This window comes from Streptomyces sp. NBC_01166 (assembly GCF_045039765.1).
Taxonomy (GTDB): domain Bacteria; phylum Actinomycetota; class Actinomycetes; order Streptomycetales; family Streptomycetaceae; genus Streptomyces.
The window spans coordinates 6513999-6539218 of sequence record NZ_CP108613.1 but is presented as its reverse complement, the minus strand read 5'-3'; the positions used below and the strand labels follow the sequence as shown (position 1 = coordinate 6539218).

Sequence of the window (25220 nt, the reverse complement as noted above, 5' to 3'; positions counted from 1 at the left end):
TCGTTCGTCCGGGACACCGTGCCGGTCCGCGAGGACCGTCGGCGGGCACGGCGGATCGTCCGGCCCGGTCCTGGGCCGGTTTCGGTCGGGTGGGGTTCGGCTTCTCCGGCGGACGTACGCGCCGGTGGAGCGGAGCCGGGCGGCGGTCCACGCCCGCGTCGGGAGCTACGGGATGCGCGGCGCGGCGGTCGTGCGGTGCGGGCCCGGACACCCCGCCGGGAGGGTGCGGCCGTCCTTGGATGGCATGTCGATCAGCATGCGAAGGGCTGTTGATCTCCGTCAACAGACCGTGGAATTAATCCGGAGTGTCCGGCTCGTCGGCATATCTGTGTTACTCCGCGTTTCCGCAGGTCGGAGGGGTACCGATGAGCCCTCAAGGAGCATCACGATCAGATAACGGCGCACTTCGGTCCTGTCCGGGAACCTCAAATTGAGCTCTGAACGTCCCCCCTTCCGGGTTCACCGCCGCACGACGGGGCCATGACCCCTGCACAGGACGGGGAGGGGACACCATGAAGCTGGGGATCGGCATCGGATGGCGGCCGGAGATCGCGGATGCCGTCGAGGCGCTGCCGGGGATCGACTGGGTCGAGGCGGTCGCGGAGAACCTCTGCGCGGACCACCTCCCCGAGTCCCTCGTACGCCTCCGGGAGCGCGGGGTCACGGTCGTCCCGCACGGGGTCTCGCTGGGCCTGGGCGGCGCCGACCGCCCGGATCCCGGCCGTCTCGCCGGCCTCGCCGCACGCGCCGAGCTGCTGGGCACCCCCCTGGTGACCGAGCACATCGCGTTCGTGCGCGCCGGCGGACCGCTCACCGCGTCGCCGGTCCTGGAGGCGGGGCATCTGCTGCCGGTGCCGAGGACCTGGGACGCCCTGGAGGCGCTCTGCGAGAACGTGCGGATCGCGCAGGACTCGCTGCCCGTCCCGCTGGCTCTGGAGAACATCGCCGCCCTGATCTCCTGGCCCGACGAGGAGCTGACCGAGGGCCAGTTCCTCGCGGAGCTGGTCGAGCGCACCGGCGTACGGCTGCTGATCGACGTCGCCAATCTGCACACCAACCACGTGAACCGCGGCGAGGACCCCGCGACGGCGCTCGACGAACTGCCGGTGGAGGCCATCGCGTACGTCCATGTGGCGGGCGGCGTCGAGAAGGACGGCGTCTGGCACGACACGCACGCCCACCCCGTGACCCGCCCCGTCCTGGACGTGCTGGGCGCGCTCCGCTCCCGCGTGGACCCGCCCGGGGTCCTGCTGGAGCGCGACGACGACTTCCCGCCGGCCGGCGAGCTGGCCGGTGAACTGACCGCGATCCGCTCCACCCTGGCCGCCGCGGCCCCCGCGCCGGGGGCCGGCCGGAAGCGGCCCTCCCGGCCGCCGGAGCCGGCCGTCCGCGCGGCCGGGGCCCGCGACCGGACCTCCGTGGCGCAGACCGCGCTGCTCTCCTCGCTCGTGGCCGGCACGCCCGCCCCGGACGGTTTCGACCACCGGCGCCTCGGGGTGCAGAGCCGCGCCCTGGCCGCGAAGCGGGCCGACGTCGTCGCCAAGGTCGCACCGGAACTGCCCGAGATCCTCGGCGACGACTACCGGAAGGCGTTCCTGGCGTACGCCAGGAACCGGCCGATGTCCGGTGGTTACCGCCGTGACGCGCTCGGCTTCGCCGAGCAGCTGCTCGCCACCGGCCGCCCGGCCGACGACGCGGCCCGCCGGAGGCTGACCCGCTGGTGGCAGGAGCGCGCCGCCCCCCACCCGCCGCGCCGAGGGGCCCGCCTGGTCCACGCCGCCCGTACCGCCCTGCTCGGAAGGTGACTTCGGATGAACGCTCTTGCCCTTCTGCTGACCATGGCCGTGGCCGTCTCCTGCACGCTCCTGGTCGTCGCGACGCGCCGCGCCGGCCTGGGGGACAGCGGCACCGTGTATGTGCACGACCTCTCCGAGGAGGCCTTTCTCAGCGGTGGCCCGGCCAGGGTCGTGGACACCGCTCTCACCCGCATGCACACGGACGGGCGCCTGCGCATCGGTGGTCCCGGCATCATCGTGGTCCAGCGGCCCGAGGCCCGGGACGCCGTGGAGCGCGCCGTGCTCCAGGAGCTGGCTGCGGCCCCGAGCGGCGCCCTCCACATCCTGCGGGAGGCCGTGATGCGGCATCCGGCGGTGCAGGAGATCGGCGACGGACTGGCCGCCCGGGGGCTGCTGGTCGCGCCCGGCGAGAGCCGGGCGCGCCGTACCTGGGCGCTCACCCTGGGCATCGGATGCATAGTGGGGTTCCCGGTCGCCATCGCACTGACCGTCGCGCAGTACGCCCTGCACGACTCGTACGCGGACCTGCCGTTCCCCTTCGTCCTGAAGGTACTGCCCGCGCTCGCGGCCGGAGCCGTGGTCGGTCTGGCCACCGCGGCCTCGGCCGGGGCGCGGCTCACCAGGGCGGGACGCAGGGCCGCCGACAGCTGCCGGGCGGCCAACGCCCATGTGACCGACCCGGCCCACCTGGTGGCCACCCGGGGACTGACCGCACTCCCCGACCCCGAGCTCCAGGGGCAGCTGGTGGCTGCGGCCAGGCAGCGGCCCGCCGGGCGCTCCTCGTCGGTCTCCTCGTCCTCGTCCGCCGCCGTCGCGTTCGTGCCGGTGGTGTGGTGCGCCGGGGCGGGCCCCGGGGGCGGGAGCTGCGGCGGGTCCAGTGGTGGGGGCGGTGACTCGGGGACGGGTTCCGCGTGCAGTTCGGGATCGAGCTGCGGCAGCAGTGGGTCGAGCTGCGGCGGCGGGTCCAGCTGCAGCAGCGGGTCGAGTTGCGGCGGAGGGTCCAGCTGCGGCGGAGGCTCGTGAGGGAGCGGGGTCGGCAGGCGTATGGATTCAGCCACTCATGACCGCCCGTGACCGAGTTTGGTCCATATCGTGAACAGCCCATGGCGCTTCCCTGCCGTTTTCGCATAGAACTCGGCCATGCTCTGGGTCCTGCTTCTTCTGGTCGCGTGGGGCGCGGCCGCCGTCTCCTGCATCCGGCTGTGCCTCCTCACCGCGGGCGCGGCCCATCCGCAGCCCCGTGCCGCACGGGCACCCGTCTCCCCCGAACTCACTCTGTACGAGACGGCGTTCCTGGCCGGCGGACCGCAGCGGGTGGCCGACCTCGCGCTGGTCTCCATGCATCTGCGGCGCCGGCTGCTGCTCGCTCACACGGGCTGGGCCACGGTGGTCGACCCGGAGGGCCGGGACGAGGTCGAGCGCACCGTGATCCGCGCGATCGGCCCGGAAGGGCAGTCCCGGATAGGCCCCATCCGGGCCGCCGCGGCGGCGGCCGATGCCGTACTCTCCCTCGCCGACCGCCTCGTCGCGGCGGGCCTCGCCGTGCCGCACGGGGCCCGCACGGGTCTGGAGTCCGCGGTGCGGGCCGTACGGGGCGCGGCGGTGCTGGTGGTGGCCCTGGCGGTCACCGCCATGCTGATGCCCGGTCAGGACACGGGTGACGCCGGGCCGGTGGCCGCGTGGTTCGGGCTGCCGCTCGTACTGACGCTGGGCTGCCTGGCCATCGCGCGGGTGGAGAACCATCCGTACAGCCCGTGGGCCTCCCCGTCCGGGCAGCGCTGGCTGGACTCACTGCCGGCCCCGGTGCGCGGTGCGGACCGCGATCTCCTGGCGGCAGTGGCGGTGAGGGGCGTGCGAGCTCTGGAGGACCCGGGCCTGCGGGCGGCGATGCTGAGCGGGGCGCGGAACGGCGGCTGAACCCTGGTCGGGCGCCGTGCAGCACCAGGGCCGCCCCCGGCGTCGGGGGCGGCCCTGGTGCTGTCCTGTTCAGTTGTGCGGCCCGGGGCACATCGGCCGGACCGGCGAGGAGCGGCGCCCCACGGGGAGGAATGGCTGACTCCCCCGCGGGTCACGACAGTTCGCCGGCCGTCGGCCGATGTGCACCCGGTACCGGACCCGGTGTCGCTGGAACGACGGGCGGCGTCACACGCGCCGTTGCCCGCCAACTGATCTTCCGGGTCGGGATGACCGGAAACGCTGGCTATGCGAGTCCGGCCACCAAGTCTGCGACGGACTTCCTGCGTCCGGTGTAGAACGGGACCTCTTCGCGGACGTGCAGCCGCGCCTCGGAGGCCCGCAGGTGACGCATGAGGTCGACGATGCGGTACAGCTCGTCGGCCTCGAAGGCGAGGACCCACTCGTAGTCGCCCAGCGAGAAGGAGGCGACCGTGTTGGCGCGCACGTCGGGGTAGCCGCGGGCCATCTTGCCGTGGTCCGAGAGCATGCGGCGGCGGTCCTCGTCGGGCAGCAGGTACCAGTCGTAGCTGCGCACGAAGGGGTACACGCTGATGTAGTCGCGCGGGGTCTCGTCGGCCAGGAAGGCCGGCACGTGCGACTTGTTGAACTCGGCGGGGCGGTGCAGCGCCATGTTCGACCAGACAGGCTCGAGTGCGCGGCCCAGCTTCGTGCGCCGGAAGAGGTTGTACGCCTCCTGGAGCTCGTCGGAGGTCTCGGCGTGCCACCAGATCATCAGATCGGCGTCGGCCCGGAGGCCGGACACGTCGTACGTGCCGCGGACCGTGATGTCCTTGGCCCCGAGCTGGTCGAACAGCTCCTGGACCTCGTCGGCGTAACCGGCGCGGTCCACGGGAAGGACGTCCTTCAGCCTGAAGACGGACCACAGGGTGTAGCGGATGACCTCGTTGAGGTCCTTGGCCTTCTTGCCTGCGTTCGGAAGCTTTTCTGGCGCACTCATACGGCTATTGTCCCGCCTCGCTCCCGGTGCCCCGAACCCGGGGCGGCATGTTGTCGATCTCCCCCGTGCCCGGACCCGTGAGGTCCTGGACGATCTCGTCCGCGGCGCGGTGCGCGCTCGCGACGCAGGCCGGGATCCCGACGCCGTCGTACACCGCTCCGCACACCCGCAGACCGGGCAGCTTGGCGACCTCCTCGCGGATCCTGGCGACGCGGGAGAGGTGGCCCACGGGGTACTGGGGCAGCCCCCCGATCCACCGGGTGACCTCGGTGTCCACGGGCCGGGCCGTCAGCCCGGCAGCGGAGGCGAGATCGCCCAGGGACGCGGCGACGAGCTCGGAGTCCTCACGGTGCAGGTGCTCCTCCTCGCCGTAGCGGCCGACGGAGGTGCGCAGCACGAAGAGGTCGGGGGCCGCGTCGGCCACCCACTGCCACTTGTTGCTGGAGAAGGTGGCGGCCTTGATCGTGCGCCCGTCGACGGGCGGTACGAGGAATCCGGAGCGCCCCCGGAGCGCCTCGGTGTTCTCGATGTCGGTGCGCCGGAAGGCCATGGTGACCAGGGCCATCGAGGCGTACTCGACGGCGGCGAGCTCGACCGAGGCGGCCGGGCACTCGGCGGCGAGCAGGGTGGACGCGGACCAGGCGGGGGTGGCCAGGACGAGGGCGTCGGCGGCGATCACCCGGCTGTCGGTGCGCACGTCCCAGCCCTCGCCGGTCCGGGTCAGGCCGAGCACCGGGGTCTCCATGAGGATCTCGGCGCCCTTGGCCCGTACGGCGTCGGCCACGGCCCCCGGCAGGGTGCCGATGCCCCCCTCGATGCCCTGGAAGACCGGTCCGGTCTGCTGCCGGGCGGCCGCCCTCTCCTGGATGCGGAGCACGCCGTCGAGGAGTGGGCCGCCCTCCTTCACGGCCTCGAAGAGCTGGGGCACGGCCGCGCGCATCGAGATCCGGTAGGCGTCACCCGCGTACACCCCGCCGAGCAGCGGCTCGACGAGCCGGTCGACGACCTCACGGCCGAGCCGGTCGGCGACGTACGAGCCGACCGCGACGTCGTCGCCGACAGCGGTCGGGGTGAGATCGCGCTCCTCGGCGATCCGGGCCAGGCCCTCGGGCGAGAGCACGCCGCTGAGCGCCGACGGGTCGCCCGGCACGCCCATCACATGGCCCTTGGGCATGGGGCGCAGGGCGTCGCGGGTCCAGACCGAGGCGGTGGCGGTGGCGGGCGGCTGGAGCCGGTCGCCGAGTCCGGCCGCCGTGGCCAGCCCGACCGCCTCGGGCCGGCGCGCGAGCATCGACTCGGCACCGAGGTCGACCCGGGTGCCCGCGATCTCGCCGGTCATCAGCTTGCCGCCGAGCCGCTCAGTCGCCTCCAGGACGGTGACCCTGAGGCCGGAGTCCAGCAGCCGGTGGGCGGCGGCGAGTCCGGCGATGCCGCCGCCGATGACGACGACGTGGCCCGTGCGTGTGGTGTCGCGCTGAGAAGAACGCTGCATGGGTCCACTCTCTCAAACCCGGGCCGAGTCCCGAACGTGACCGCTTCGAAACCGCGGACACGAAACCCGCACACGGACCCCTTACGTCGAACCGGCACCATCAACAACGGCCCTGGGGGGACGCGTTATGCCTTTCGACCGACACACGGACAGTCATCCACCCACTCGCCCCGGCAGCCGCGGATCACGCGTGACGGCGGCCGCCGGGCTGCTCGTGGTGCTCATGGCCACCGGCGCGTGCGGCGCCTCCGGCGACAGCGGCACGCGGGAACTGCAGTCCGCGGGCGACAACAAGGCGGCGGCGCCCGCGGAGGCCGGTGCCGGCGGGAAGTCGGCCGTGAAGCCCGCCGACGGCGCCTCCTCGGCACCGGATCCGGGCTCCACGGTCGCGGTCCACGTCATCCGCACGGCCACGCTCTCGATCGAGGTGAAGAGCGTGCCGAAGGCGGTCGCCGCGGCCCGGAGCGCCGCGGAGGACGCCGGTGGAATCGTGGCGGACGAGACCACGGAACGGGTCGACGACACCCACGACATGTCCCATCTCGTCCTGCGGGTGCCGCAGGCCCGGTACGAGGAGGTGCTGAGCGGCCTCGCCGGGTCGGGGAAGCTGCTGTCGCGCACGTCGAACGCGAAGGACGTCACCGGGCAGGTCGTCGACGTCGAGAGCCGGATCGCCACGCAGAGGGCGAGCGTCGCACGGGTCCGTGACCTGATGGACAAGGCCGAGAAGCTCACGGACGTGGTGACTCTGGAAGGCGAACTGAGCAGTCGGCAGTCCGACTTGGAGTCCCTGCTCGCGCAGCAGGCGTCACTGAAGGACCGCACCTCGCTCGCGACCGTCACGCTCGAACTCAGCGAGCCGTACGAGGACGGGAAGGACCCCGAGGACGAGGACACCGGTTTCCTGGACGCGCTGGAAGGCGGCTGGGACGCGTTCGTGACGATGCTGCGGTGGATCGCGGTGGCGATCGGTGCCACGGCGCCGTTCCTGGCCGCGGCGGCAGTCCTGGTGCTCCTGTGGCGGCTGCTCCGCGGCCGTCTGCCACGACGCCGTACGACGTCCCGGGAGCCGGCGTCGGAGACGCGGCAGGCCACGCCTGCCCCATAGGCGTCGTAGCGTGGGCCCCTGACCCTGCATACGGCGGCGAAGGGACCCGGCACATGACGGCGGAGCGACTGGTGGTCGTGGGGGGCGACGCGGCGGGCATGTCCGCCGCGTCGCAGGCCCGCAGGCTCAAGGGGCCGGACGCGATGAGCATCGTCGCCTTCGAGCGCGGCGACTTCACGTCGTACTCCGCCTGCGGAATCCCGTACTGGGTGAGCGGGGACGTCGAGGGGCCGGACGACCTCATCGCCCGTACGCCCGAGGAGCACCGGGCCCGTTCGATCGATCTGCGCACCCGCACCGAGGTGACGGAGATCGACGTCGCGGGGCACCGGGTACGGGCGCTGGACCGCGACAGCGGCGAGACCTACTGGACGGGCTACGACAAGCTGGTGATCGCCACCGGCGCCCGGCCGGTGCGCCCCGAGCTGCCCGGGATCGACGCCCCCGGTGTCCACGGCGTGCAGACCCTGGGCGACGGCCAGGAACTCCTGGAATCGCTGGAACGGGCTCCGGGGCGCCGGGCGGTCGTCGTCGGCGCGGGCTACATCGGCGTCGAGATGGCCGAGGCGATGCTCAAGCGCGGCTTCGAGGTGACGGTGCTCAACCGCGGTGCCCAGCCGATGGCGACGCTCGACCCGGACATGGGGAAGCTGGTCCACGACGCGATGGACGGGCTGGGCATCACCACGGTCAACGGTGCCGGGGTCACCCGTATCGGCACCGGCCCGGACGGCCGGGTCACGGAGGTCGTCACGGACGGGGGGACCTACCCCGCGGACGTCGTCGTGCTCGGAATCGGCGTCGAGCCGGAGACCGCCCTGGCCCGTGAGGCCGGTCTGCCGCTGGGGCCGCACGGCGGCCTGCTGACGGACCTGTCGATGCGGGTCGTGGGGCAGGACGACATCTGGGCGGGCGGGGACTGCGTCGAGGTCCTGGACCTCGTCGCCGGCCGCACCCGGCACATCGCGCTCGGCACCCACGCCAACAAGCACGGCCAGATCATCGGGTCCAACGTCGGCGGGGGCTACGGCACGTTCCCGGGCGTGGTGGGCACGGCGGTGAGCAAGGTCTGCGACCTGGAGATCGCCAGGACCGGGCTGCGTGAGAAGGACGCACGCGCGGTCGGCCTGCGCTTCGTCACGGCGACCATCGAGTCGACGGGCCGCGCCGGCTACTACCCGGGGGCGAAGCCCATGACGGTGAAGATGCTCGCCGAGTACCGGACCGGCAGGCTGCTGGGCGTGCAGATCGTCGGACGTGAGGGGGCGGCGAAGCGCGTGGACGTCGCGGCCGTGGCGCTCACCGCCGGCATGACGGTGGAGGCCATGACCGCCCTCGACCTCGGCTACGCGCCGCCGTTCTCGCCGGTCTGGGACCCGGTCCTGGTCGCCGCCCGCAAGGCCGTGTCGGCGGTGCGGGCGGCCGGTGGGTAGGAGAGGCGGCGGTCAGTGCGCCGTCTGCTGGTGGACGTACTCCACCAGGCGCGTCAGGGCGTCCGGGTCGGTGGCCGGCATGACGCCGTGCCCGAGGTTGAAGATGTGGCCCTCGAGACCGGCGGCGGCGTCGAGCACCTCGCGGGTCTTCGCCTCCACCACCTCGGTCGGCGCGAACAGCACCGCCGGGTCGAGGTTGCCCTGGAGCGCCTTGCCGGGGCCGACCCGGCGGGCGCCCTCGTCCATCGGGACGCGCCAGTCGACGCCGACGACGTCCGCGCCGGCCTCGCCCATCAGGCCGAGCAGCTCGCCGGTGCCGACGCCGAAGTGGATGCGCGGGACGCCGTACGGCGCGACGGCGTCGAAGACCTTCGCGGAGGCCGGCATCACGGATCGGCGGTAGTCGGCCGGGGCCAGGGCGCCGACCCAGGAGTCGAAGAGCTGCACGGCGGAGGCGCCGGCCTCGATCTGGACCTTGAGGAACGCGCCGGTGATCTCCGCGAGCCGGTCGAGCAGGTCGGCCCAGAGCTCGGGCTCGCCGTACATCATGGCCTTGGTGCGCTCGTGGTTGCGGGACGGGCCGCCCTCCACCAGGTAGCTCGCGAGGGTGAACGGCGCACCCGCGAACCCGATGAGCGGCGTGGCGCCGAGCTCGGCGGTGAGCATCCCGAAGGCCTCGGTGACGTACGGGACGTCCTCGGGCGTGAGGTCGCGCAGCCGGGCCAGGTCGGCGCGGGTGCGGATCGGCTCGGCGATCACCGGGCCGATGCCGGGCTTGATGTCGAGGTCGATGCCGATGGCCCTGAGCGGTACGACGATGTCGCTGAAGTAGATCGCGGCGTCGACCTTGTGACGGCGCACGGGCTGCAGCGTGATCTCCGTGACCAGCTCCGGCATCATGCACGAGTCGAGCATCGCGATGCCCTCACGGACCTTCAGGTACTCGGGCAGCGAGCGTCCCGCCTGTCGCATGAACCAGACCGGGGTGTGCGGCACCGGCTCCCGGCGGCACGCCTTGAGGAACGCCGAGTCGTGGGTGGCGGGGGTCGTCCGCAGGCCCGAGGACGGGCCCTCCCCTGATCGGACGGAGCTGAGCTCTTGGGGAAGGTCGTTGGCACTCACGCACAGAATCTTCGCACGGAGTGACAACGAGCCGGACGCCGCATGGGTGTCCCTCCCTGCACGGCGCTCCGGTTCCGCCTACTCTTCCCCGCATGGCTCCGGCTCAGGGACAATTTTCCGATCATTCCGATGGCACTGACAGCGAGGAGGGCGCGGACGGCGACGGCGTCCCGCCCGCGTTCCGGTCGGCGGTCGACGCGCTGCGTTCCGCCTGCCTGCGCCCCGAACTGGAGGTCGAGCCGACACGGCCGCCGCAGCGGCTCGCCCCGCACGCGTATGCCCTGGAGGCCGCAGTCGTGGAGGGCGAGGACGATCTCGCCGACGGCCGCCTGGTCCTCCTGCACGACCCGTCCGGACACGACACCTGGCAGGGCACGTTCCGCTTGGTGACGCTCGTACGCGCCGAACTCGAACCGGAGATGGCAGCCGACCCGCTGCTGCCCGAGGTCTGCTGGTCCTGGCTCACGGGGGCGCTGGACGCCCGGGGCCTCTCGTACGGGGAGGCCGGCGGGACGGTGACGCGCGCCGGTTCGCACTACTTCGGCGCGCTGTCCGCGCGCCGCCCGGCGACGCAGATCGAGATCCGGGCCTCGTGGACGCCGCGCGAGGGGCGCGGCGGGGTGCCGGACACGGCGGCGCACCTGGTCGCCTGGGGTGATCTGCTCTGCCAGCTCGCCGGCCTGCCGCCGTCGGCCACCTCCGACGCGGCGGTGGTGACGCTGCCCCAGAGGCGCGGGCCGCAGGTCTCATAACGCTGCGTCATTTTCGTGGGGAGCCGGTCGCACGTGGACCGGCTCTCTTTTCGTACAATCGATCGCGTGTCCTATTTGCCCGAATTGTTACTCACTAAATCGTGATCTTCCCCTAAAGGAGGACGCACCTGCTGCCGAAGAGGTCAATGACCCTTCAAGCACGGTTCGCCCCGGCTTCATCCCCGAGCCGGCCCGTCCCCCCACTCCACTCCCCAGGAGGCCTGGTGTCCGTTCTCCTCGAGCAGCCCGCAAGCCTGGTCGCCTACCGCCCGAACAAGCCGACGGCCATGGTCGTCGTGGCCGACCCGCGCGTCCGTTCCACCGTCACCCGCCATCTGTGGGCCCTCGGAGTTCGTGACGTCATCGAGGCGTCGTCCATCGCGGAGGCCCGCCCCCGCGTCGGCAGCCCGCGCGACATCTGCGTTGCCGACGTCCACCTGCCCGACGGTTCCGGGCTGACCCTGCTGTCCGAGACCCGAGCCGCCGGCTGGCCGAACGGCCTCGCCCTCTCCGCCGCCGATGACATCGGCGCGGTTCGCAACGCCCTCGCGGGCGGCGTGAAGGGCTATGTCGTCACCGGCACCCGTACCAACATCGGCCACCCCACCCGTCCCGGCGTCGCCCCGATCGGCGCCAATGCCGCCCGTATGCACCGCAGGCCTCCCGGTTCCCCGAGCCACCCGGGCGGCTACCGCGAACTCTCCGGCCGTGAGGTGGAGGTGCTCCGCCTGGTCGCCGAAGGCCAGTCCAACAAGGCCATCGGCGTCTCGATGGGCCTCTCCGCCCTCACGGTCAAGAGCCACCTCGCCCGCATCGCCCGCAAGCTCGGCACCGGAGACCGCGCCGGAATGGTCGCCGTGGCCCTGCGCACGGGCATCATCCACTGACCCCCGCACCCTGCCGGCACCTGCGCGGATGCGTAACCGGCCGGTTTACGTGCATGGCCGCCCGTCGACGGAACGTTCCGTCGACGGGCGACGCACATACACAGATACCCTTGGCATGTGACCGACGCCCAAGAGACCGCAGCAGACACTTCACTGCGAACCACCGGGGGCGCTCCCCCGGACGACGTCGCCCCGGCGCCGATCCCCTTGCTCGAACCGCGCGAGGGCATCCCCCCGGTGGTGGCGACCGACGACGCGCTCGCCCAGGTGGTCGCGGACTTCGCCGCGGGCACCGGCCCCGTCGCCGTCGACGCCGAACGCGCCTCGGGCTACCGCTACGGCCAGCGCGCCTACCTCGTGCAGCTGCGCCGCGAGGGTGCGGGAAGCGCGCTGATCGACCCGGTCGGCTGCCCCGACCTGTCCACGCTCGGCCAGGCCCTCACCGGCTCAGAGTGGATCCTGCACGCCGCCACCCAGGACCTGCCCTGCCTGCGCGACATAGGCATGACCCCGACCTCGCTCTTCGACACGGAGCTCGCCGGACGCCTGGCGGGATTCCCGCGCGTCGGCCTGGGCGCCATAGTGGAGAACGTCCTCGGCTACGCCCTGGAGAAGGGCCACTCCGCGGTCGACTGGTCCACCCGCCCCCTGCCCGACCCCTGGCTGCGCTACGCCGCGCTCGATGTCGAGCTGCTGGTGGACCTGCGCGACGCCCTGGAGGAGGAGCTGGACCGGCAGGGCAAGCTGGAGTGGGCGCTGGAGGAGTTCGCCGCGATCGCCTCGGCACCGCCCGCTCCCCCGCGCAAGGACCCGTGGCGCCGGACCTCCGGCATGCACAAGGTGCGGCGCCGCCGTCAGATCGCGGTCGTACGGGAGCTGTGGACCGCCCGTGACCAGGTGGCGCAGCGCCGTGACATCTCGCCCGGCAAGGTGCTCGGGGACGCCGCGATCATCGAGGCGGCCCTGGCGCTCCCGGCGAATGTGCAGGCTCTCACCGCGCTGCCCGGCTTCGGGCACCGCATGGGGCGCCGCCAGCTGGAGCAGTGGCAGGCGGCCGTCGACCGGGCCAAGGAGCTGCCCGAGTCGGAGCTGCCCCAGCCCGGCCAGCAGCCCGCCGGACCGCCGCCGCCCCGCTCGTGGGCGGACAAGGACCCGGCCGCCGCGGCCCGGCTTTCGGCGGCCCGTACCGCCGTGTCGGAGCTCGCCGAGCGGCTGCACATGCCGCAGGAGAATCTGATCACCCCGGACACCGTGCGCCGGATCTGCTGGGAGCCGCCCAAGGTCCTGACCCCGGACGCGGTCGAGACCGCGCTGGCCGGGCACGGCGCGCGCCGCTGGCAGATCGGACAGGTCGGTCCGCTGCTGCTGCGCGCCCTGGACACCAGCGCCTGACACCGCGCGACACGCGTACGCCCCCTGCCGGATCCGGCAGGGGGCGTACGCGTGTCGGGGCCGCACCCCTGGCCGGTCTGTCGAGGAGGATCGAATTCACGCCAGTTACCCGGTCTTCCCGGACCCCCTCCGCATGTGACGTTCACCGCTCCGGTGGTGGGGGGTGGGCAGTCCGGTTACCCGCAAGTAGCATGAGGGGCGTGGCGCGCCGATGCGTGCGCCCGCAGCAGTGCCATCCCGCACCCTGGAGGAGAGCCACCGTGCCTCGTACCATCCGGGACGTCGTCTTCGTCGACGGCGTCCGCACCCCGTTCGGCAAAGCGGGCCCGAAGGGCATCTACCACGAGACCCGCGCCGACGATCTCGTCGTGAAGGCCATCCGGGAGCTGCTGCGCCGCAACCCGGACCTGGACCCCGCGAAGATCGACGAGGTCGCCATCGCCGCGACCACGCAGATCGGCGACCAGGGCCTGACGCTCGGCCGCACCGCCGGAATCCTGGCCGGTCTGCCGCAGTCGGTACCCGGTTACTCCATCGACCGCATGTGTGCGGGCGCCCTGACCGCCGTCACCTCGACGGCCGGTTCCATCGCCTTCGGCGCGTACGACGTCGTCATCGCCGGCGGTGTCGAGCACATGGGCCGCCACCCGATGGGCGAGAGCGTGGACCCGAACCCGCGTCTCGTGTCGGAGAAGCTGGTCGACGAGTCCGCCCTCTTCATGGGCATGACCGCGGAGAACCTGCACGACAGGTACCCCTCGATCACCAAGCAGCGTGCCGACGAGTACGCGGTCCGTTCGCAGGAGAAGGCCGCCAAGGCGTACGCCAACGGCACGATCCAGCAGGACCTGGTGCCGGTCTCCGTGCGCCGCACCAACGCCGAGGCCGGGGAGACGGGCTGGGGCCTGGTCACCGCCGACGAGCCGATGCGCCCGGGCACCACCCTGGAGTCGCTGGCCGGTCTGAAGACCCCGTTCCGCGCCCACGGCCGCGTGACGGCCGGTAACGCCGCGGGTCTCAACGACGGCGCCACCGCCTCACTGCTCGCCTCCGAGGAGACCGCCCGCGAGCTGGGTCTCCCGGTCAAGATGCGCCTCGTGTCGTACGCCTTCGCGGGTGTCGAGCCGGAGGTCATGGGCTACGGCCCGATCCCGGCGACGGAGAAGGCCCTCGCCAAGGCCGGCCTCTCCATCGACGACATCGGTCTCTTCGAGATCAACGAGGCCTTCGCCGTGCAGGTGCTCGCCTTCCTGGAGCACTACGGCATCGCCGACGACGACCAGCGCGTCAACCAGTACGGCGGCGCGATCGCCTACGGCCACCCGCTCGCCTCCTCCGGCGTCCGCCTGATGACTCAGCTGGCCCGCCAGTTCGAGGAGCAGCCGGAGGTCCGCTACGGCCTGACGACCATGTGCGTCGGCTTCGGCATGGGCGCGACCGTCGTCTGGGAGAACCCGAACTTCAACGGAGGCAACAAGTGAGCTCCACCACTGAGCTTCTGAAGGGTGCGGCCGAGCTGTTCCCCGGCGAGGTCGTCACGCAGGCGCACGTGCGCCACCTCGACCTTCCCGGCGGTGCGGGCCGTTTCGCCCTCATCACGCTGGACAACGGCTTCGACCACACCAAGCCGACCACCATCGGCCCGCAGTCGCTGGCGAACCTGAACGCCGCCGTCGACCAGGTCGAGAAGGAGGCCGCCGACGGCGCGATCGTCGGCGTCGGCGTCACCGGCAAGCCGTTCATCTTCGCGGTGGGCGCGGACCTCAAGGGCGTCGAGCTCCTCAAGGACCACAAGGACGCGCTGGCCATCGGCAAGGGCGGCCACGACGTCTTCCGCCGCCTCTCCGGCCTCGCGGTCCCGACGTTCGCGTACTACAACGGCGCGGCCATGGGCGGCGGTGTCGAGATCGGGCTGCACTGCTCGTACCGCACCGTCTCCAGCGCGCTGCCGGCGTTCTCGCTGCCCGAGGTCTTCCTCGGTCTGGTCCCCGGCTGGGGCGGCTGCGCGCTGCTCCCCAACCTGATCGGCGCCGACCGCGCCGTCTCGGTCATCATCGAGAACTCGCTCAACCAGAACCGTCAGCTCAAGGGCAAGCAGGTCTTCGAGCTCGGGATCGCCGACGCGATCTTCGAGGGCGCGGACTTCCTGGAGCAGTCGCTGATCTGGACCGCCTCCGTCCTCAAGGGCGAGATCGCGGTGGAGCGTCCCGAGGTCGACCGCGGTGACGCCTGGGACCAGGCCGTCGCCCGCGGCAAGGCGATCGCCGACTCCAAGGTGCACGGGGCGGCCCCCGCCGCGTACCGCGCGCTGGAGATCATCGCCGCGGCGAAGAGCGGCGACCTGGGCGCCGGCTTCGACGCCGAGGACCAGGCCCTCGCGGACCTGATCATGGGCGGTGAGCTGCGCTCCGGGATCTACTCCTTCAACCTGGTCCAGAAGCGCGCCAAGCGCCCGGCCGGCGCCCCGGACAAGTCCCTGGCCCGCCCGGTCACCAAGGTCGGCGTGGTGGGCGCGGGCCTGATGGCCAGCCAGCTCGCCCTGCTCTTCCTCCGCCGCCTGGAGGTCCCGGTCGTCCTCACGGACATCGACCAGGAGCGCGTCGACAAGGGCGTGGGCTACGTCCAGGCCGAGATCGACAAGCTGCTCGGCAAGGGCCGCATCAACCAGGACAAGGCCAACCGCCTCAAGGCCCTGGTCTCCGGTGTGCTGGACAAGGCGGAGGGCTTCTCCGACGCCGACTTCATCATCGAGGCCGTCTTCGAGGAGATCGGCGTCAAGCAGCAGGTGTTCGCGGAGGTCGAGGCGGTCGCCCCGGCGCACGCGATCCTCGCCACCAACACCTCGTCCCTCTCGGTCACCGAGATGGCGTCGAAGCTGAAGAACCCCGAGCGGGTCGTCGGCTTCCACTTCTTCAACCCGGTCGCGATCCTCCCGCTCCTGGAGATCGTCCGCGGCGAGCAGACCGACGACGCCTCGCTGGCCACGGCCTTCGGCGTCGCCCGCAAGCTGAAGAAGACCGCGGTGCTGGTGAAGGACGCCCCGGCGTTCGTCGTCAACCGCATCCTCACCCGCTTCATGGGCGAGATCCAGAACATCATCGACGAGGGCACCCCGGTCGAGACGGCGGAGAAGGCCATCGAGCCCCTCGGCCTGCCGATGTCCCCGCTGGTGCTGCTGGAGCTGGTGGGCCCGGCCATCGGCCTGCACGTCTCCGAGACCCTGAACCGCGCGTTCCCGGACCGCTTCACGGTCTCCGAGAACCTCGCGGCGGTCGTCAGGGCGGGCAAGCGCGGCTTCTACGTCTACGACTCCGGCAAGCCGGAGCTCGACCCTGAGGTCGCGGCGCTCCTCAAGCAGGGCGACACCGTCCTGACGGAGGACCAGGTCCGTGACCGCGTCCTGGACGCGGTGGCCCAGGAGATCGGCCTCATGCTGGCCGAGGGCGTCGTCGCCGAGCCGCAGGACATCGACCTCTGCCTGATCACCGGCGCGGGCTGGCCCTTCCACCTGGGCGGCATCACGCCGTACCTGGACCGCGAGGGCGTCTCGGAGCGGGTGAACGGCAAGCCGTTCCTGGCGCAGGGCGTGGCGAGCGTCCCGGCGTAAGTACGCATCCGTCGTACATGACCGAGGGGCCCGGCAAGTCGGTTGGCTTGCCGGGCCCTTCGTCGTCCCGACCGGGCTTCAGCCGGTCACGACGATCGCGGTGGCGACCTCGCGTTCCTCCGCGCCACCGTCGGCCGGACGGTTGCGCACCGCCCCGTCGACAACCATCGTCGCCGACCCGCCGCCGTCGAGGTTCACGGCCTCGGTGGCCCCCAGCCGCAGAAGGCTCCGCGACGCCTCGGTCATAGACACGCCGACGCTGCGCCCGGGATCCCTGCCGTCGAAGGTCACCAGCAGCAGCGTGCCGTCCGCAGTGATTCCCGCGACGGTGCGGGGCTCCCGCCGTGCGAGTGTGGCGGCCGCGAAGCCGTTGGCCGCACCGTTGATCCAGACCTCCCCGTCGCGTACGAGCGCGGGGCCCGCGCCGATCACCGACACCCCGGCCCCCGCCACCCGCCTCCCGGACCGGTCCTGCACCCCGGAGGTGACCTGGACCGAGCTGCCCTGCGAGGCATGTGCCTCCAGCCAGTCCGCACCCTGCCCGATGCCGCTGAGTGTGCTGCCACCGGCCGGGATCGGTCCGCCCGCGGGGCTCCGCAGCGCGGTCACGCGGCCCCTCGCGTCAAGCACGGCTTCCTCACTGCCCTCCGGTCCGGGCGGGGAATCGCTCCCCCAGGCCGGGCGGAAGGAGACGATCTCGTCGCGATCCACGCACAGTTGATTGCGGAGTGGCCTCGACTCCGGCCGGCCGGTCCTGGCGAGCGTGTCCCCGCCCACCCCGCCACAGCCGAGGATCCGGCCCGGGACACGGTTGATGCCGTCCAGTTCCCGGGCGGCCCCGTCCGAGGCGAGGAGCGCGGAGGAGGTACTGATGTCGGCGGTCCGGGGCCGGCTGCCGGGGGGCCCGAGGATCAGTGCGGTACTCCCGTCGGCCGCCTCGCTGAGGAGGTCGCCGTCGGAGGCGTAGACACCGAGCGGATCGCCCTCGTGGCCGCCGAAGTCGGGTCCTGTACGGATGTCGAAGAAGGAGGCGTTGACCGCCGCCACCGCGCCTGCCCGGTCCGACATCTCCGTGACAGTCCGCGAGGAGTCCAGCCGGTCTCCGTGGACAGCCGAGACCGTCACCCGCGCGGAGGGGGACACCGAGAGCACACTCAGGCGGACCGGGCTGCCGTCCTCGAGGGTGTGCGTGAGCTGCTCGAAGGCCACGCCTGCGGGCAGCCGGGGGTGCGGAGCCTGACCGGTGCGGCCGGGCCGTTCGACGGGCGGGGACTGGGCCGGGACGGAGCACGCCGCCACGACCGCCCCGACGGAAAGCGCCAGCGCGCCCACACGCCGGAGCGGTCGCGCACGGCCGTCAGCCCGCGAGAACACCGGGTGCCGCGCCCGTGTCACCGACGCACACGGTCACCCGTCCTCGTACGAGACGGCCGGCGCCGTCGTCGAGGACGTAGTCGAAACGGTCGTACCCGGTATGGCCGTCGAACGGCGTGTACGTCACCGCCCCGTCCGGCGCGATGTAGGTCGCACCGAATACGGCCGGGCCGACACCGACCAGCTGGACGTGCTCGCCCAGTCCTTCGGTCAGGCCGGTCAGCAGGCCCCGGTACCCGGGCGCCACCCGCAGCGTGCGCCCTGGCACCGGCAGCGGCGCGATGCGGAAGCCGCGCTGCTTCACCGCATGGGTACCGCTGGTCAGGCTCGACCCTCCACGGGCAATGATTCCGGACCGTACCTCGGGCACGAGGAAGGCTCCTGCCCCGGTGTCGTCACGCATCCGGGCGGTGAACCGGGCGACCCGTGTGGTGCCCGCCTCCACAGAAGTCGCGTACCTGTCCCCCGACGCCAGCATGCTCATTCCGGCCAGTTGCCCGACGGACGCCACCTTCGCGAACGGCGGTGCCATCACATAGCCGTAGTAGCGATGCCCACCGCCCTCGGGGAACAGGGTCAGATCGAAGACGACCGACTGTCCGGGCCTGAGCGGAACATCGGGGTTTGCGTCGGCGGTCAGCTCCACGGTCAGCCGGATGGACGGATCGTCCTGCTGGACCGCGCTGACCCGGGACACCAGATGGCGCGGCGCGCTGTCGACGTCGTTCACAACGTGCTCCCCGTGCCCTTGGTACGTGTACGTGTGATGGCCTGGTGCGTGGCATCGTCCAGCCAGCCCATGGCCTCGGGCGGAAAACTCTCGCGATCCAGATCCTGGGCCCAGTGCTCCGGGACGATGCGCCGGGTCGCCATCGCGTGCGCGACGAACCGGGCGCACGCGATTGCGCCGGCGGGCAGGAGGTGGGTGCTGTCCTCTATGCCCTCCGGGTAGGTGGCGTACTGTCCCGGCTCCAGATACATGAAGAGCGCACGCGTCTGCTCGGGGCCGAGCTGCGTCCACCATTCGAGGCTCTGCTCGTAGAGGTCGATGTAGGGCGTCGACGTCTGCTCCGCCAGCTCCCGCATCGCCATGGGGTACTCGCCGAACACCCGGGGAAGATTGCCGTGCGCGTCGAAGGTCCAGCGCTCGTGCGGGCTCACCAGGACCGGATGGGCCTGGCGGTCCCTGGCACCGTCGACGAACCGTCGCAGATGGCGCTGGAAGTCGCCGAAGGGCTCGGTGCGCAGTTCCGGTTCCGGCTTGTGGTCGATCAGGCCGAACGAGACGACCAGGTAGTCACCGGGCCGCAGGTGCTCCAGGATCCAGTCGAGCCGGCCCCGCTCACTGAACGTCTTGGAGCTCGCTCCGGCCCGTGCGCAGTTGACCACCTCGACCTCACCGGTGAGGAAGAGGGGGAGCACCTGCCCCCAGCCGGTCATCGGCGCGCGGCTGACCTCTCGGGTGCAGACACTGGAGTCGCCGGCGAGGAACATGCGGACAGGGCCCTGCCGGACACCGTACTCAGGCCGCATCGACCCATCCCGACTGTCGCTCCGCTGCGGTCTCCCGGCCGGCGGAGGCAGCGGGTCCGAGCGCCTCGGCGCCCGAGTCGCCGAGGCCGTCGATCGCCTCGTAGACCCTGGCGCAGTTCCCGTGGTCGCGGTAGGCGAAGAAGTGTTCCGCCCTTTCGCGGTAGGGGCTCTCCACGGTGAATCCCCGGCCGATCGACGCGATGATCTCGTCCACGGCTTCGTCCACGGTGCGGCAGACCGGCCCGAAACCGTCCTCGGTGAGGTTGAAGTAACCCCGCTTGTAGTGCCGCCCGTAGAAGTCCTCCTCGTCGAACGGCACATAGACGATCGGAGTGTCCATGTAAGCGACATCGAAGAACACCGAAGAGTAGTCCGTCACCATCAGCGAGCATTCCTTCATCGCCTGCTGCACATTCCTGGACTTCGGGTCCGCGACGACGATGGAATCCGACTCCAGCTGGAAATGGTGGAGATACGGGCGGATCTCGTAGTGCGGGAAGAACTCCAGGTCCACGCCCGCATTCTCCAGTGCCCGGACGAGTCTCGGGTTGGAGAGCAGTTCCTTGTAGAAGCGGAAGTACTCGGACTGCATGAAGGAGGACTTGGCCGGACCGGCGGACTTCTTGTACGAAGCCGTGACGATCCACTGACGCCACGTGGGCATCAGCAGCACCCTGGGCCGGTCACGCGGCTCCTTGCGCAGCGCGTCGAAACGGGGGAAACCCGCCAGGACCGCCCGGGAGCCGTAGCCGGCTTCCTCGGCGAAGAACTCCCGCTCCTGCCGTCCGCCGGCCAGGATCATGTCGTAGCTGGTGATCAGCTGTGCCGCACCGCTGGTCACGTCGTTGTACGTGATGCCGTGCTGGAGGAAGACGCGCTGATACCGGATCAGTTCGCCGAACCGGTGCAGATAGAGCGCCTTGCGGTACCCCTCGGGCACCAGGTAGGACTCCGAATCGTAGGCGCCGATGAGCTTGGTGGCGTGCAGCAGGTACATCCGGTGCTTCAGCGAACCGAGCTTCAGGACGTTCCCGTACGGTTGCACCTTCTTGTAGTCCGGGGACTTCTCGTCGATGACGTAGTAGGCCTTCCGGCGCTTCCGGTTCTCCCTGATCCACTTGAAGAAGTGGTAGGAGTTGTCCTGCGCCGTGTCGGACCGCTCGCCTATGATCCAGATCTCCCGGGACCGCAGGAACGGATAGGAGATCCAGTAGGCCAGCCTCATCCGCCAGCCGGGATTTCGGTGCTTCATGATGCGGATCTCACGCGCCGCACGCCAGAACTTCTGCTTGGTCCGGGCCTTGAGCGTCCGGTCGACCAGCCTGAAGTGCAGCGACTCACCGCCTCCGATGGTCAGCATGTAGCGGTAGTCGCCGACCTGGCCCGCGCCCTTCAGCCGGTGCAGCGGAAGCCGGGCCTTCATCACCACATTCCGGTGGCGCGATCCGTCGGCCGCACGCACACGGAGCCGGAAGTCCCCGGACTTGAACCCGCCGCCCACGAGGTCCGCTGCCGGTATCTCGGCGTACCACCCGGCGTACAGGTCCCGCCCGTTCCGAGCGTTCATGAGGTCTCTGCGGTAGACCTGCCGCAGCGGGACGACCACCTTCCCCTGCCGCGTCTGGTGGACGAATTCGAGGCGGTTGACCATCTGACCGTCGATGCTCATGCCGGGGAAGGACATGCACCCCTCGATCACCAGCACATCGCCACGGGCCCGGACCGACTCCACCACCACGTTGGGGTCGTTGACCCGCGCGGCCCTGGACTCCGCCGCACCGCCCCCGAACGTACGGTAGAAGCCTTCGTCGTCGACCTGAACGGCCGGAGTGGCCCCTTCCAGTACCCGGTCGGGATCGGCGAAGAGCTCGAAGTTCCCGGTCTTGGCGGCGTAGTGGTCGAGTTGCTGCGCGGGATTTGTCACCAACTCGGCGATCACCTCGTCCGGGACCGTCGCGTAGTGATCCCGGAGGCCGGGGAAGATCTCCGCCAGCTGGGAGCGGCCCATGACGTTACGCGCGTTGCACAGGAATCCCTTGTAGGTGCGCGTCACGTAGCGGTGGAACATGCGCCGGATCTCAGGACGCTCCCTCTCGGAAACCGCGAGGAGGTAGTGGTTCAGCCTGAGGTGGTCCCAGTAGTTGGCGGGCTTGCTCCACAGCGAGTCCATGATGGACGTGCCGTCCGGGCGGCCCCGGTAGTAGTACACCGGCTCGTCCACGAGGCTGATCCCGTCGGCGCGCAACATGCTCGGCAGCGTCACCCAGGCGTCCTCGAAGTGCACCCCCTCGCCGAAGCGCACGCCCAGGCGGCGGAGGAGACCGGTGCTGAACAGCTTGTTGCAGGCGGAACCGCTGAAGATCAGGTCCGGCACCGAGGCGAAGTCGTCGATGCGGCGGTCGCCCTTGCCGAAGTACTGCTTCCAGGGGCCGTACGGTCGGTCGGGGAAGTTCACCAGGTCCCCCACCACCACTTCCGAGCCGTCCCGCCACGCCGCCTGCAGCATCTTCGACAGGGCGTCCTCGCCCAGGATGTCGTCGGAGTCGAGGAAGGTGACGTAGGGCGCGGTGACCTGGTCGAGGCCGTTGTTGCGCGCGTTCCCGAGACCACCGTTCTGCTGGTGGACCACGGTGACATTGGCGTAGTGCCGGGCGAAGCGGTCGAGGATCTGGGGTGTCTCGTCGGTGGCGCCGTCGTCCACCAGGATGACCTGGGTCGCGGCGAAGCCCTCCTGTGCCGCGATGGAGCCGAGGCAGTCGTCCAGGTACTTCGCCACGTTGTAGCAGGGAACGACGACGGCCATCTCGAAGGCGTAGTCGAGGGTGGCGATCGGCGGGTGGATCAGGCTGCGCCACCACATCCAGGGCGCGTCGGGGTCGTTCTGCTCGGTCTCGAAGGTCCGGCGTCCGGCCACAGCGCACCGCAGGGCGAGGTTTCCGGAGACCGTGCGGTACCCCTCCAGCTCCTCGTCCCGTGCGTGGAACGTCAGTCCGGAGAGCTCCACGTCACGCACGTTCAGTGGGGACCGCGAGCGGTTCCGGTTCCACTCGACGACGACCGAGACGTTCCAGACGGTGCTGTCGGAGAATTCCTTCCCGAGTACGGCGGCGAGGTCCACCACGCCGTCGAACGTGATGAACCGCTCGTCCACCCCGGGGCCCGCTATCGGCACCGTGACGTCCCGCTTGGAGTGCCGGTTGCGCACAGCCAGGGCGAGTTTGAGATCGTCACCGGGGTTGATCCGCCCGAACCGGTTGACCAGCCGGCCCTCGAACCGCAGCTCCACTCCCTTGACGGCCCAGTGGTCGAGCTGGGCGAACAGCGGCACCTGGGAAAGGTTCGCCGTCGACAGGCCGAGCTCCGTGACGTCGAGCATGCGGCGCGCGTCCGGCAGGTGCAGATGGTCCCCGGACCAGTAGACGTGCCCTTCCTCCTCGACGAGGAAGGAGGAGAGCGTGCTCCTGCGCTGGGCGTAGTCCAGCGTGGTCAGCGCCGCTTCAGTCTCCTGGTACATGAGGAGGTAGGCCCGTACGCGGTCGACCGGGTCGCACAGCTCGAAGGCCTCGTCACTGATCGAGAAGAGGTAGTTGCTCGCGATCTCGGCGAAGCCCTGCTGGAATTCCGGATCGCCCTCCGCCAGAGCCCGCATGTAGAGACGCAGGTCGTGTGCGAGGAACTTGGAGTCCTTGCGGACCTTGAGTGGCCACAGGCCCCGGTCGAGGAGGAACGCGTCGGTGGCACGGTGCACGGCGACCCGGTCCGTGATGCTGCGCAGCTCACCGGTGCGGCCGGTGATCGAACCGCCGTCGGGCTCCCACATCCAGCGGTACACGGGGTCGGTGATGACGGTGATCCCGTCGGCGAGGCAGCCGGCCACCGTGGAGAAGTAGGTGTCCTCGTAGAACACGCCTTCCGGGAACCAGATCCCGCCGTTCCGGAGGAACTCCACGCGGTACAGCTTCGCGGCGGCGATGGGGTCGGACAGCATCAGGGGGAACTCGACGAGACCCGGCACGGTACGCCGCATCGCGTACACCTCGGGCGCCCAGCCCTCGGTCTCGCTGGTGGCCCGGTTGACCCGCACCGCCTTGCCCGCGGTGATGTCGCTCCCGGTCTCCAGCGCGCTGGCCACCAGCAGCTCACAGGCGCGGGGCGGCAGCTCGTCGTCGGCGTCGAGGAACATGACGTACTGGCCGGCGGCCTGGGCTATGCCCATGTTCCGCGGCGCTCCGACGCCCCCGCTGTTGGTGGGCCGGCGCAGCACACGGACGCGGCCGTTGGTGCCGGCGAAGCTCTTGACGATGTCGAGCGTGTTGTCCGTCGAGGCGTCGTCGACGATGACGATCTCGACCAGTTCGTACGTCTGGTTCACGGCCGACTGGAGTGCCTTGCCGATCGTCGTCGCCGCGTTGTAGGCCGGAATGACGACGGTCACCCACACATCGGGGGTGTCCTGTTCGTGCCTCATCGATTGCCTTCTCGGTCGCCCAGATATCCGTTCTGCTCCGGCTGGGGCGCGTGGGGGGCGGCGTACAGCCGCTCACCCTGAACCGGATGGCCATAGGTGTGGCCGGCCTGCTGATACGTTTCCGCAGGCGGCCACGCCTCTTGGTACGCGTACTGCTCGTTCGGGACGTAACCCGTGTACGGCTGGGGGTAGGGCTGGAAGCCGGGGTCCTCGTCCGGCTGCTGGTCCAGCAGGCGCTCCGCGTCACGCAGCCCCTCCTCGACCCCGCGGCGGTGGCGGCCCCTGTGCAGCTGGGGGGAGATGGTGCCCGCCGTGGACGGCGCCGAGCTGAGCTCGGCCATCACCTTGGTGAAGTCGCGGGTGGAAAGCCAGAACTTGTACATGATGATCAGCTCGAAGGCTCCGAGCAGCGCTGCCGACACCAGTGTGGTCATCAGGATCTGCCCGATCAGCGGGGCGACGATGAAGATGAACATCTGGAACTCGATGCCGCTGATGAGGTGCGGCCTGATGCGGCTGCGCAGCATGGCGTGACGCACGCGCTGGTACCAAGGGAATCGGTGACGGAACTGTGCGTGCAGGTCCACCACGTGGGCGGCTGTGGCCTGCTCCTTGAGGGTCTCCGCCTCGGCCTCGGGATTCTCCCGGAGCAGATCCTCCATGAACTGGATCTGCTGCTCCTCCGGCTCCGCCGTGACCCGGCCCGCCGCCTCGGCCGCAACAGCGCGCTCGGCGTCGCGCTTCTCCTTCGTCACCTTCTCGATCTTCGTCCGCATCGACATGCGCATCTTGTAGATCTGAAGGGCGTCGACGTAGCGCAGCATGTCGAGGAAGACCACCATGAGGGCGGCGAGCAGATACCGCTCGTCGCCGTTGTCCAGGTACTGACCGCCCATGAGGGCCAGGGCGCAGAAGAGCACCCGGATGCGGTCGAAGACGTAGTCGAGCCAACCGCCGAAGACCGTGCCGTTGCCCTTGAGCCGCGCCAGCTTCCCGTCGATGCAGTCGAAGATGAAGCTCAGGTGGTACAGCGCGGCGCCGATGGCGAGGGAGACGGGGTCGCCCTTGAGGAAGAATCCGGCCGAGCCGAGCCCCACGAACAGCGCCGCCCAGGTGACGCGGTTGGGCGTGATGAAGCCGAACCGTGCCATGACGATCAGCATGCGGGTCGCCACAGGGTCGACCAGAAGCACCGTCCACCAAGCGTCACGCTTCTTGCATGTCAGCTTCTGAACAGCGCGCAGGGACAGCTTGGCCATAACCCCTCAGTCACGAGAACCAGTAAACAGTTCCTCGCTCATGCATGGGCAGGTACGAGGCGCCCTCATGTTCACCAGGTCCC

The 25220-nt window shown here is 70.8% G+C and carries 18 protein-coding genes; 10 read left to right on the top strand and 8 right to left on the bottom strand.

Going from position 1 to position 25220, the window contains the following annotated elements; genetic code table 11:
* Window positions 1-512: 512 nt before the first annotated feature.
* The 3 genes from OG379_RS29905 to OG379_RS29895 all read left to right on the top strand — a co-directional run bounded on the left by OG379_RS29905 (window position 513) and on the right by OG379_RS29895 (window position 3713).
* Window positions 513-1805: a DUF692 domain-containing protein gene (locus OG379_RS29905; protein WP_405666075.1), complete on the top strand. Its 1293-nt coding sequence runs from the start codon at window positions 513-515 to the stop codon at window positions 1803-1805.
* A gap of 6 nt (window positions 1806-1811) precedes the next feature.
* Complete coding sequence (locus tag OG379_RS29900) at window positions 1812-2819, top strand: TIGR04222 domain-containing membrane protein (RefSeq protein WP_405666074.1); 1008 nt, start codon at window positions 1812-1814, stop codon at window positions 2817-2819.
* A gap of 117 nt (window positions 2820-2936) precedes the next feature.
* A complete protein-coding gene (locus tag OG379_RS29895) occupies window positions 2937-3713 on the top strand; it encodes a TIGR04222 domain-containing membrane protein (RefSeq protein WP_405666073.1) in 777 nt (258 codons plus the stop codon).
* A 283-nt stretch (window positions 3714-3996) separates the two neighbouring features.
* Here OG379_RS29895 and hemQ read toward each other — a convergent pair whose 3' ends face one another.
* On the bottom strand, window positions 3997-4710 hold the full coding sequence (gene hemQ, locus OG379_RS29890) for a hydrogen peroxide-dependent heme synthase (RefSeq protein ID WP_356714022.1): 714 nt from the start codon (window positions 4708-4710) through the stop codon (window positions 3997-3999).
* 4 nt (window positions 4711-4714) lie between these two features.
* The gene (gene hemG, locus OG379_RS29885) at window positions 4715-6202 is read right to left on the bottom strand and encodes a protoporphyrinogen oxidase (RefSeq protein ID WP_405666072.1); all 1488 of its coding nucleotides are present in this window, start codon (window positions 6200-6202) and stop codon (window positions 4715-4717) included.
* A 127-nt stretch (window positions 6203-6329) separates the two neighbouring features.
* Between hemG and OG379_RS29880 the strand changes: the two genes are divergently transcribed.
* Window positions 6330-7310, top strand: coding sequence for a DUF4349 domain-containing protein (locus OG379_RS29880; RefSeq protein WP_405666071.1), 981 nt, complete (start codon window positions 6330-6332; stop codon window positions 7308-7310).
* A gap of 53 nt (window positions 7311-7363) precedes the next feature.
* Window positions 7364-8743: an FAD-dependent oxidoreductase gene (locus tag OG379_RS29875; protein WP_405666069.1), complete on the top strand. Its 1380-nt coding sequence runs from the start codon at window positions 7364-7366 to the stop codon at window positions 8741-8743.
* A gap of 12 nt (window positions 8744-8755) precedes the next feature.
* On the opposite strand, the gene hemE is transcribed toward OG379_RS29875, so the two are convergent.
* Window positions 8756-9865: a uroporphyrinogen decarboxylase gene (gene hemE / locus OG379_RS29870; RefSeq protein WP_401520302.1), complete on the bottom strand. Its 1110-nt coding sequence runs from the start codon at window positions 9863-9865 to the stop codon at window positions 8756-8758.
* Window positions 9866-9957: 92 nt separating this feature from the next.
* Between hemE and OG379_RS29865 the strand changes: the two genes are divergently transcribed.
* The 5 genes from OG379_RS29865 (at window position 9958) to OG379_RS29845 (ending at window position 16503) form a co-directional block, all read left to right on the top strand.
* Window positions 9958-10617, top strand: a complete 660-nt coding sequence (locus OG379_RS29865; RefSeq protein WP_405666068.1) for a DUF3000 domain-containing protein — start codon at window positions 9958-9960, stop codon at window positions 10615-10617.
* A gap of 224 nt (window positions 10618-10841) precedes the next feature.
* Window positions 10842-11504 (top strand): response regulator transcription factor, encoded by a 663-nt coding sequence (locus OG379_RS29860; protein ID WP_103517292.1) that lies wholly within the window; start codon window positions 10842-10844, stop codon window positions 11502-11504.
* A gap of 117 nt (window positions 11505-11621) precedes the next feature.
* Entirely contained in the window at window positions 11622-12896 is a 1275-nt protein-coding gene (locus tag OG379_RS29855; protein WP_405666067.1) for an HRDC domain-containing protein, read from the top strand.
* A gap of 260 nt (window positions 12897-13156) precedes the next feature.
* Entirely contained in the window at window positions 13157-14377 is a 1221-nt protein-coding gene (locus OG379_RS29850) for a thiolase family protein (protein ID WP_405666066.1), read from the top strand.
* Window positions 14374-16503, top strand: a complete 2130-nt coding sequence (locus OG379_RS29845) for a 3-hydroxyacyl-CoA dehydrogenase NAD-binding domain-containing protein (protein WP_393764206.1) — start codon at window positions 14374-14376, stop codon at window positions 16501-16503. The genes OG379_RS29850 and OG379_RS29845 overlap by 4 nt, the downstream gene beginning before the upstream one ends.
* A gap of 78 nt (window positions 16504-16581) precedes the next feature.
* Here OG379_RS29845 and OG379_RS29840 read toward each other — a convergent pair whose 3' ends face one another.
* Genes OG379_RS29840 through OG379_RS29820 form a run of 5 tightly spaced genes read right to left on the bottom strand, consistent with a single transcriptional unit; the run spans window position 16582 to window position 25137 of the window.
* Window positions 16582-17835 carry a phosphodiester glycosidase family protein gene (locus tag OG379_RS29840; RefSeq protein WP_405666064.1) on the bottom strand — a complete coding sequence of 418 codons (1254 nt, stop codon included), beginning with the start codon at window positions 17833-17835 and terminating at the stop codon, window positions 16582-16584.
* Between the two features lie 25 nt (window positions 17836-17860).
* Window positions 17861-18607 (bottom strand): Ig-like domain-containing protein, encoded by a 747-nt coding sequence (locus OG379_RS29835; RefSeq protein ID WP_405666062.1) that lies wholly within the window; start codon window positions 18605-18607, stop codon window positions 17861-17863.
* Window positions 18604-19410 (bottom strand): rhamnogalacturonan acetylesterase, encoded by an 807-nt coding sequence (locus OG379_RS29830; RefSeq protein ID WP_405666061.1) that lies wholly within the window; start codon window positions 19408-19410, stop codon window positions 18604-18606. Before OG379_RS29830 ends, OG379_RS29835 begins: the two co-directional genes overlap by 4 nt.
* Entirely contained in the window at window positions 19400-23878 is a 4479-nt protein-coding gene (locus OG379_RS29825; protein ID WP_405666060.1) for a glycosyltransferase, read from the bottom strand. Before OG379_RS29825 ends, OG379_RS29830 begins: the two co-directional genes overlap by 11 nt.
* On the bottom strand, window positions 23875-25137 hold the full coding sequence (locus tag OG379_RS29820; RefSeq protein ID WP_405666059.1) for a CDP-alcohol phosphatidyltransferase family protein: 1263 nt from the start codon (window positions 25135-25137) through the stop codon (window positions 23875-23877). Before OG379_RS29820 ends, OG379_RS29825 begins: the two co-directional genes overlap by 4 nt.
* Window positions 25138-25220 lie beyond the last annotated feature (83 nt).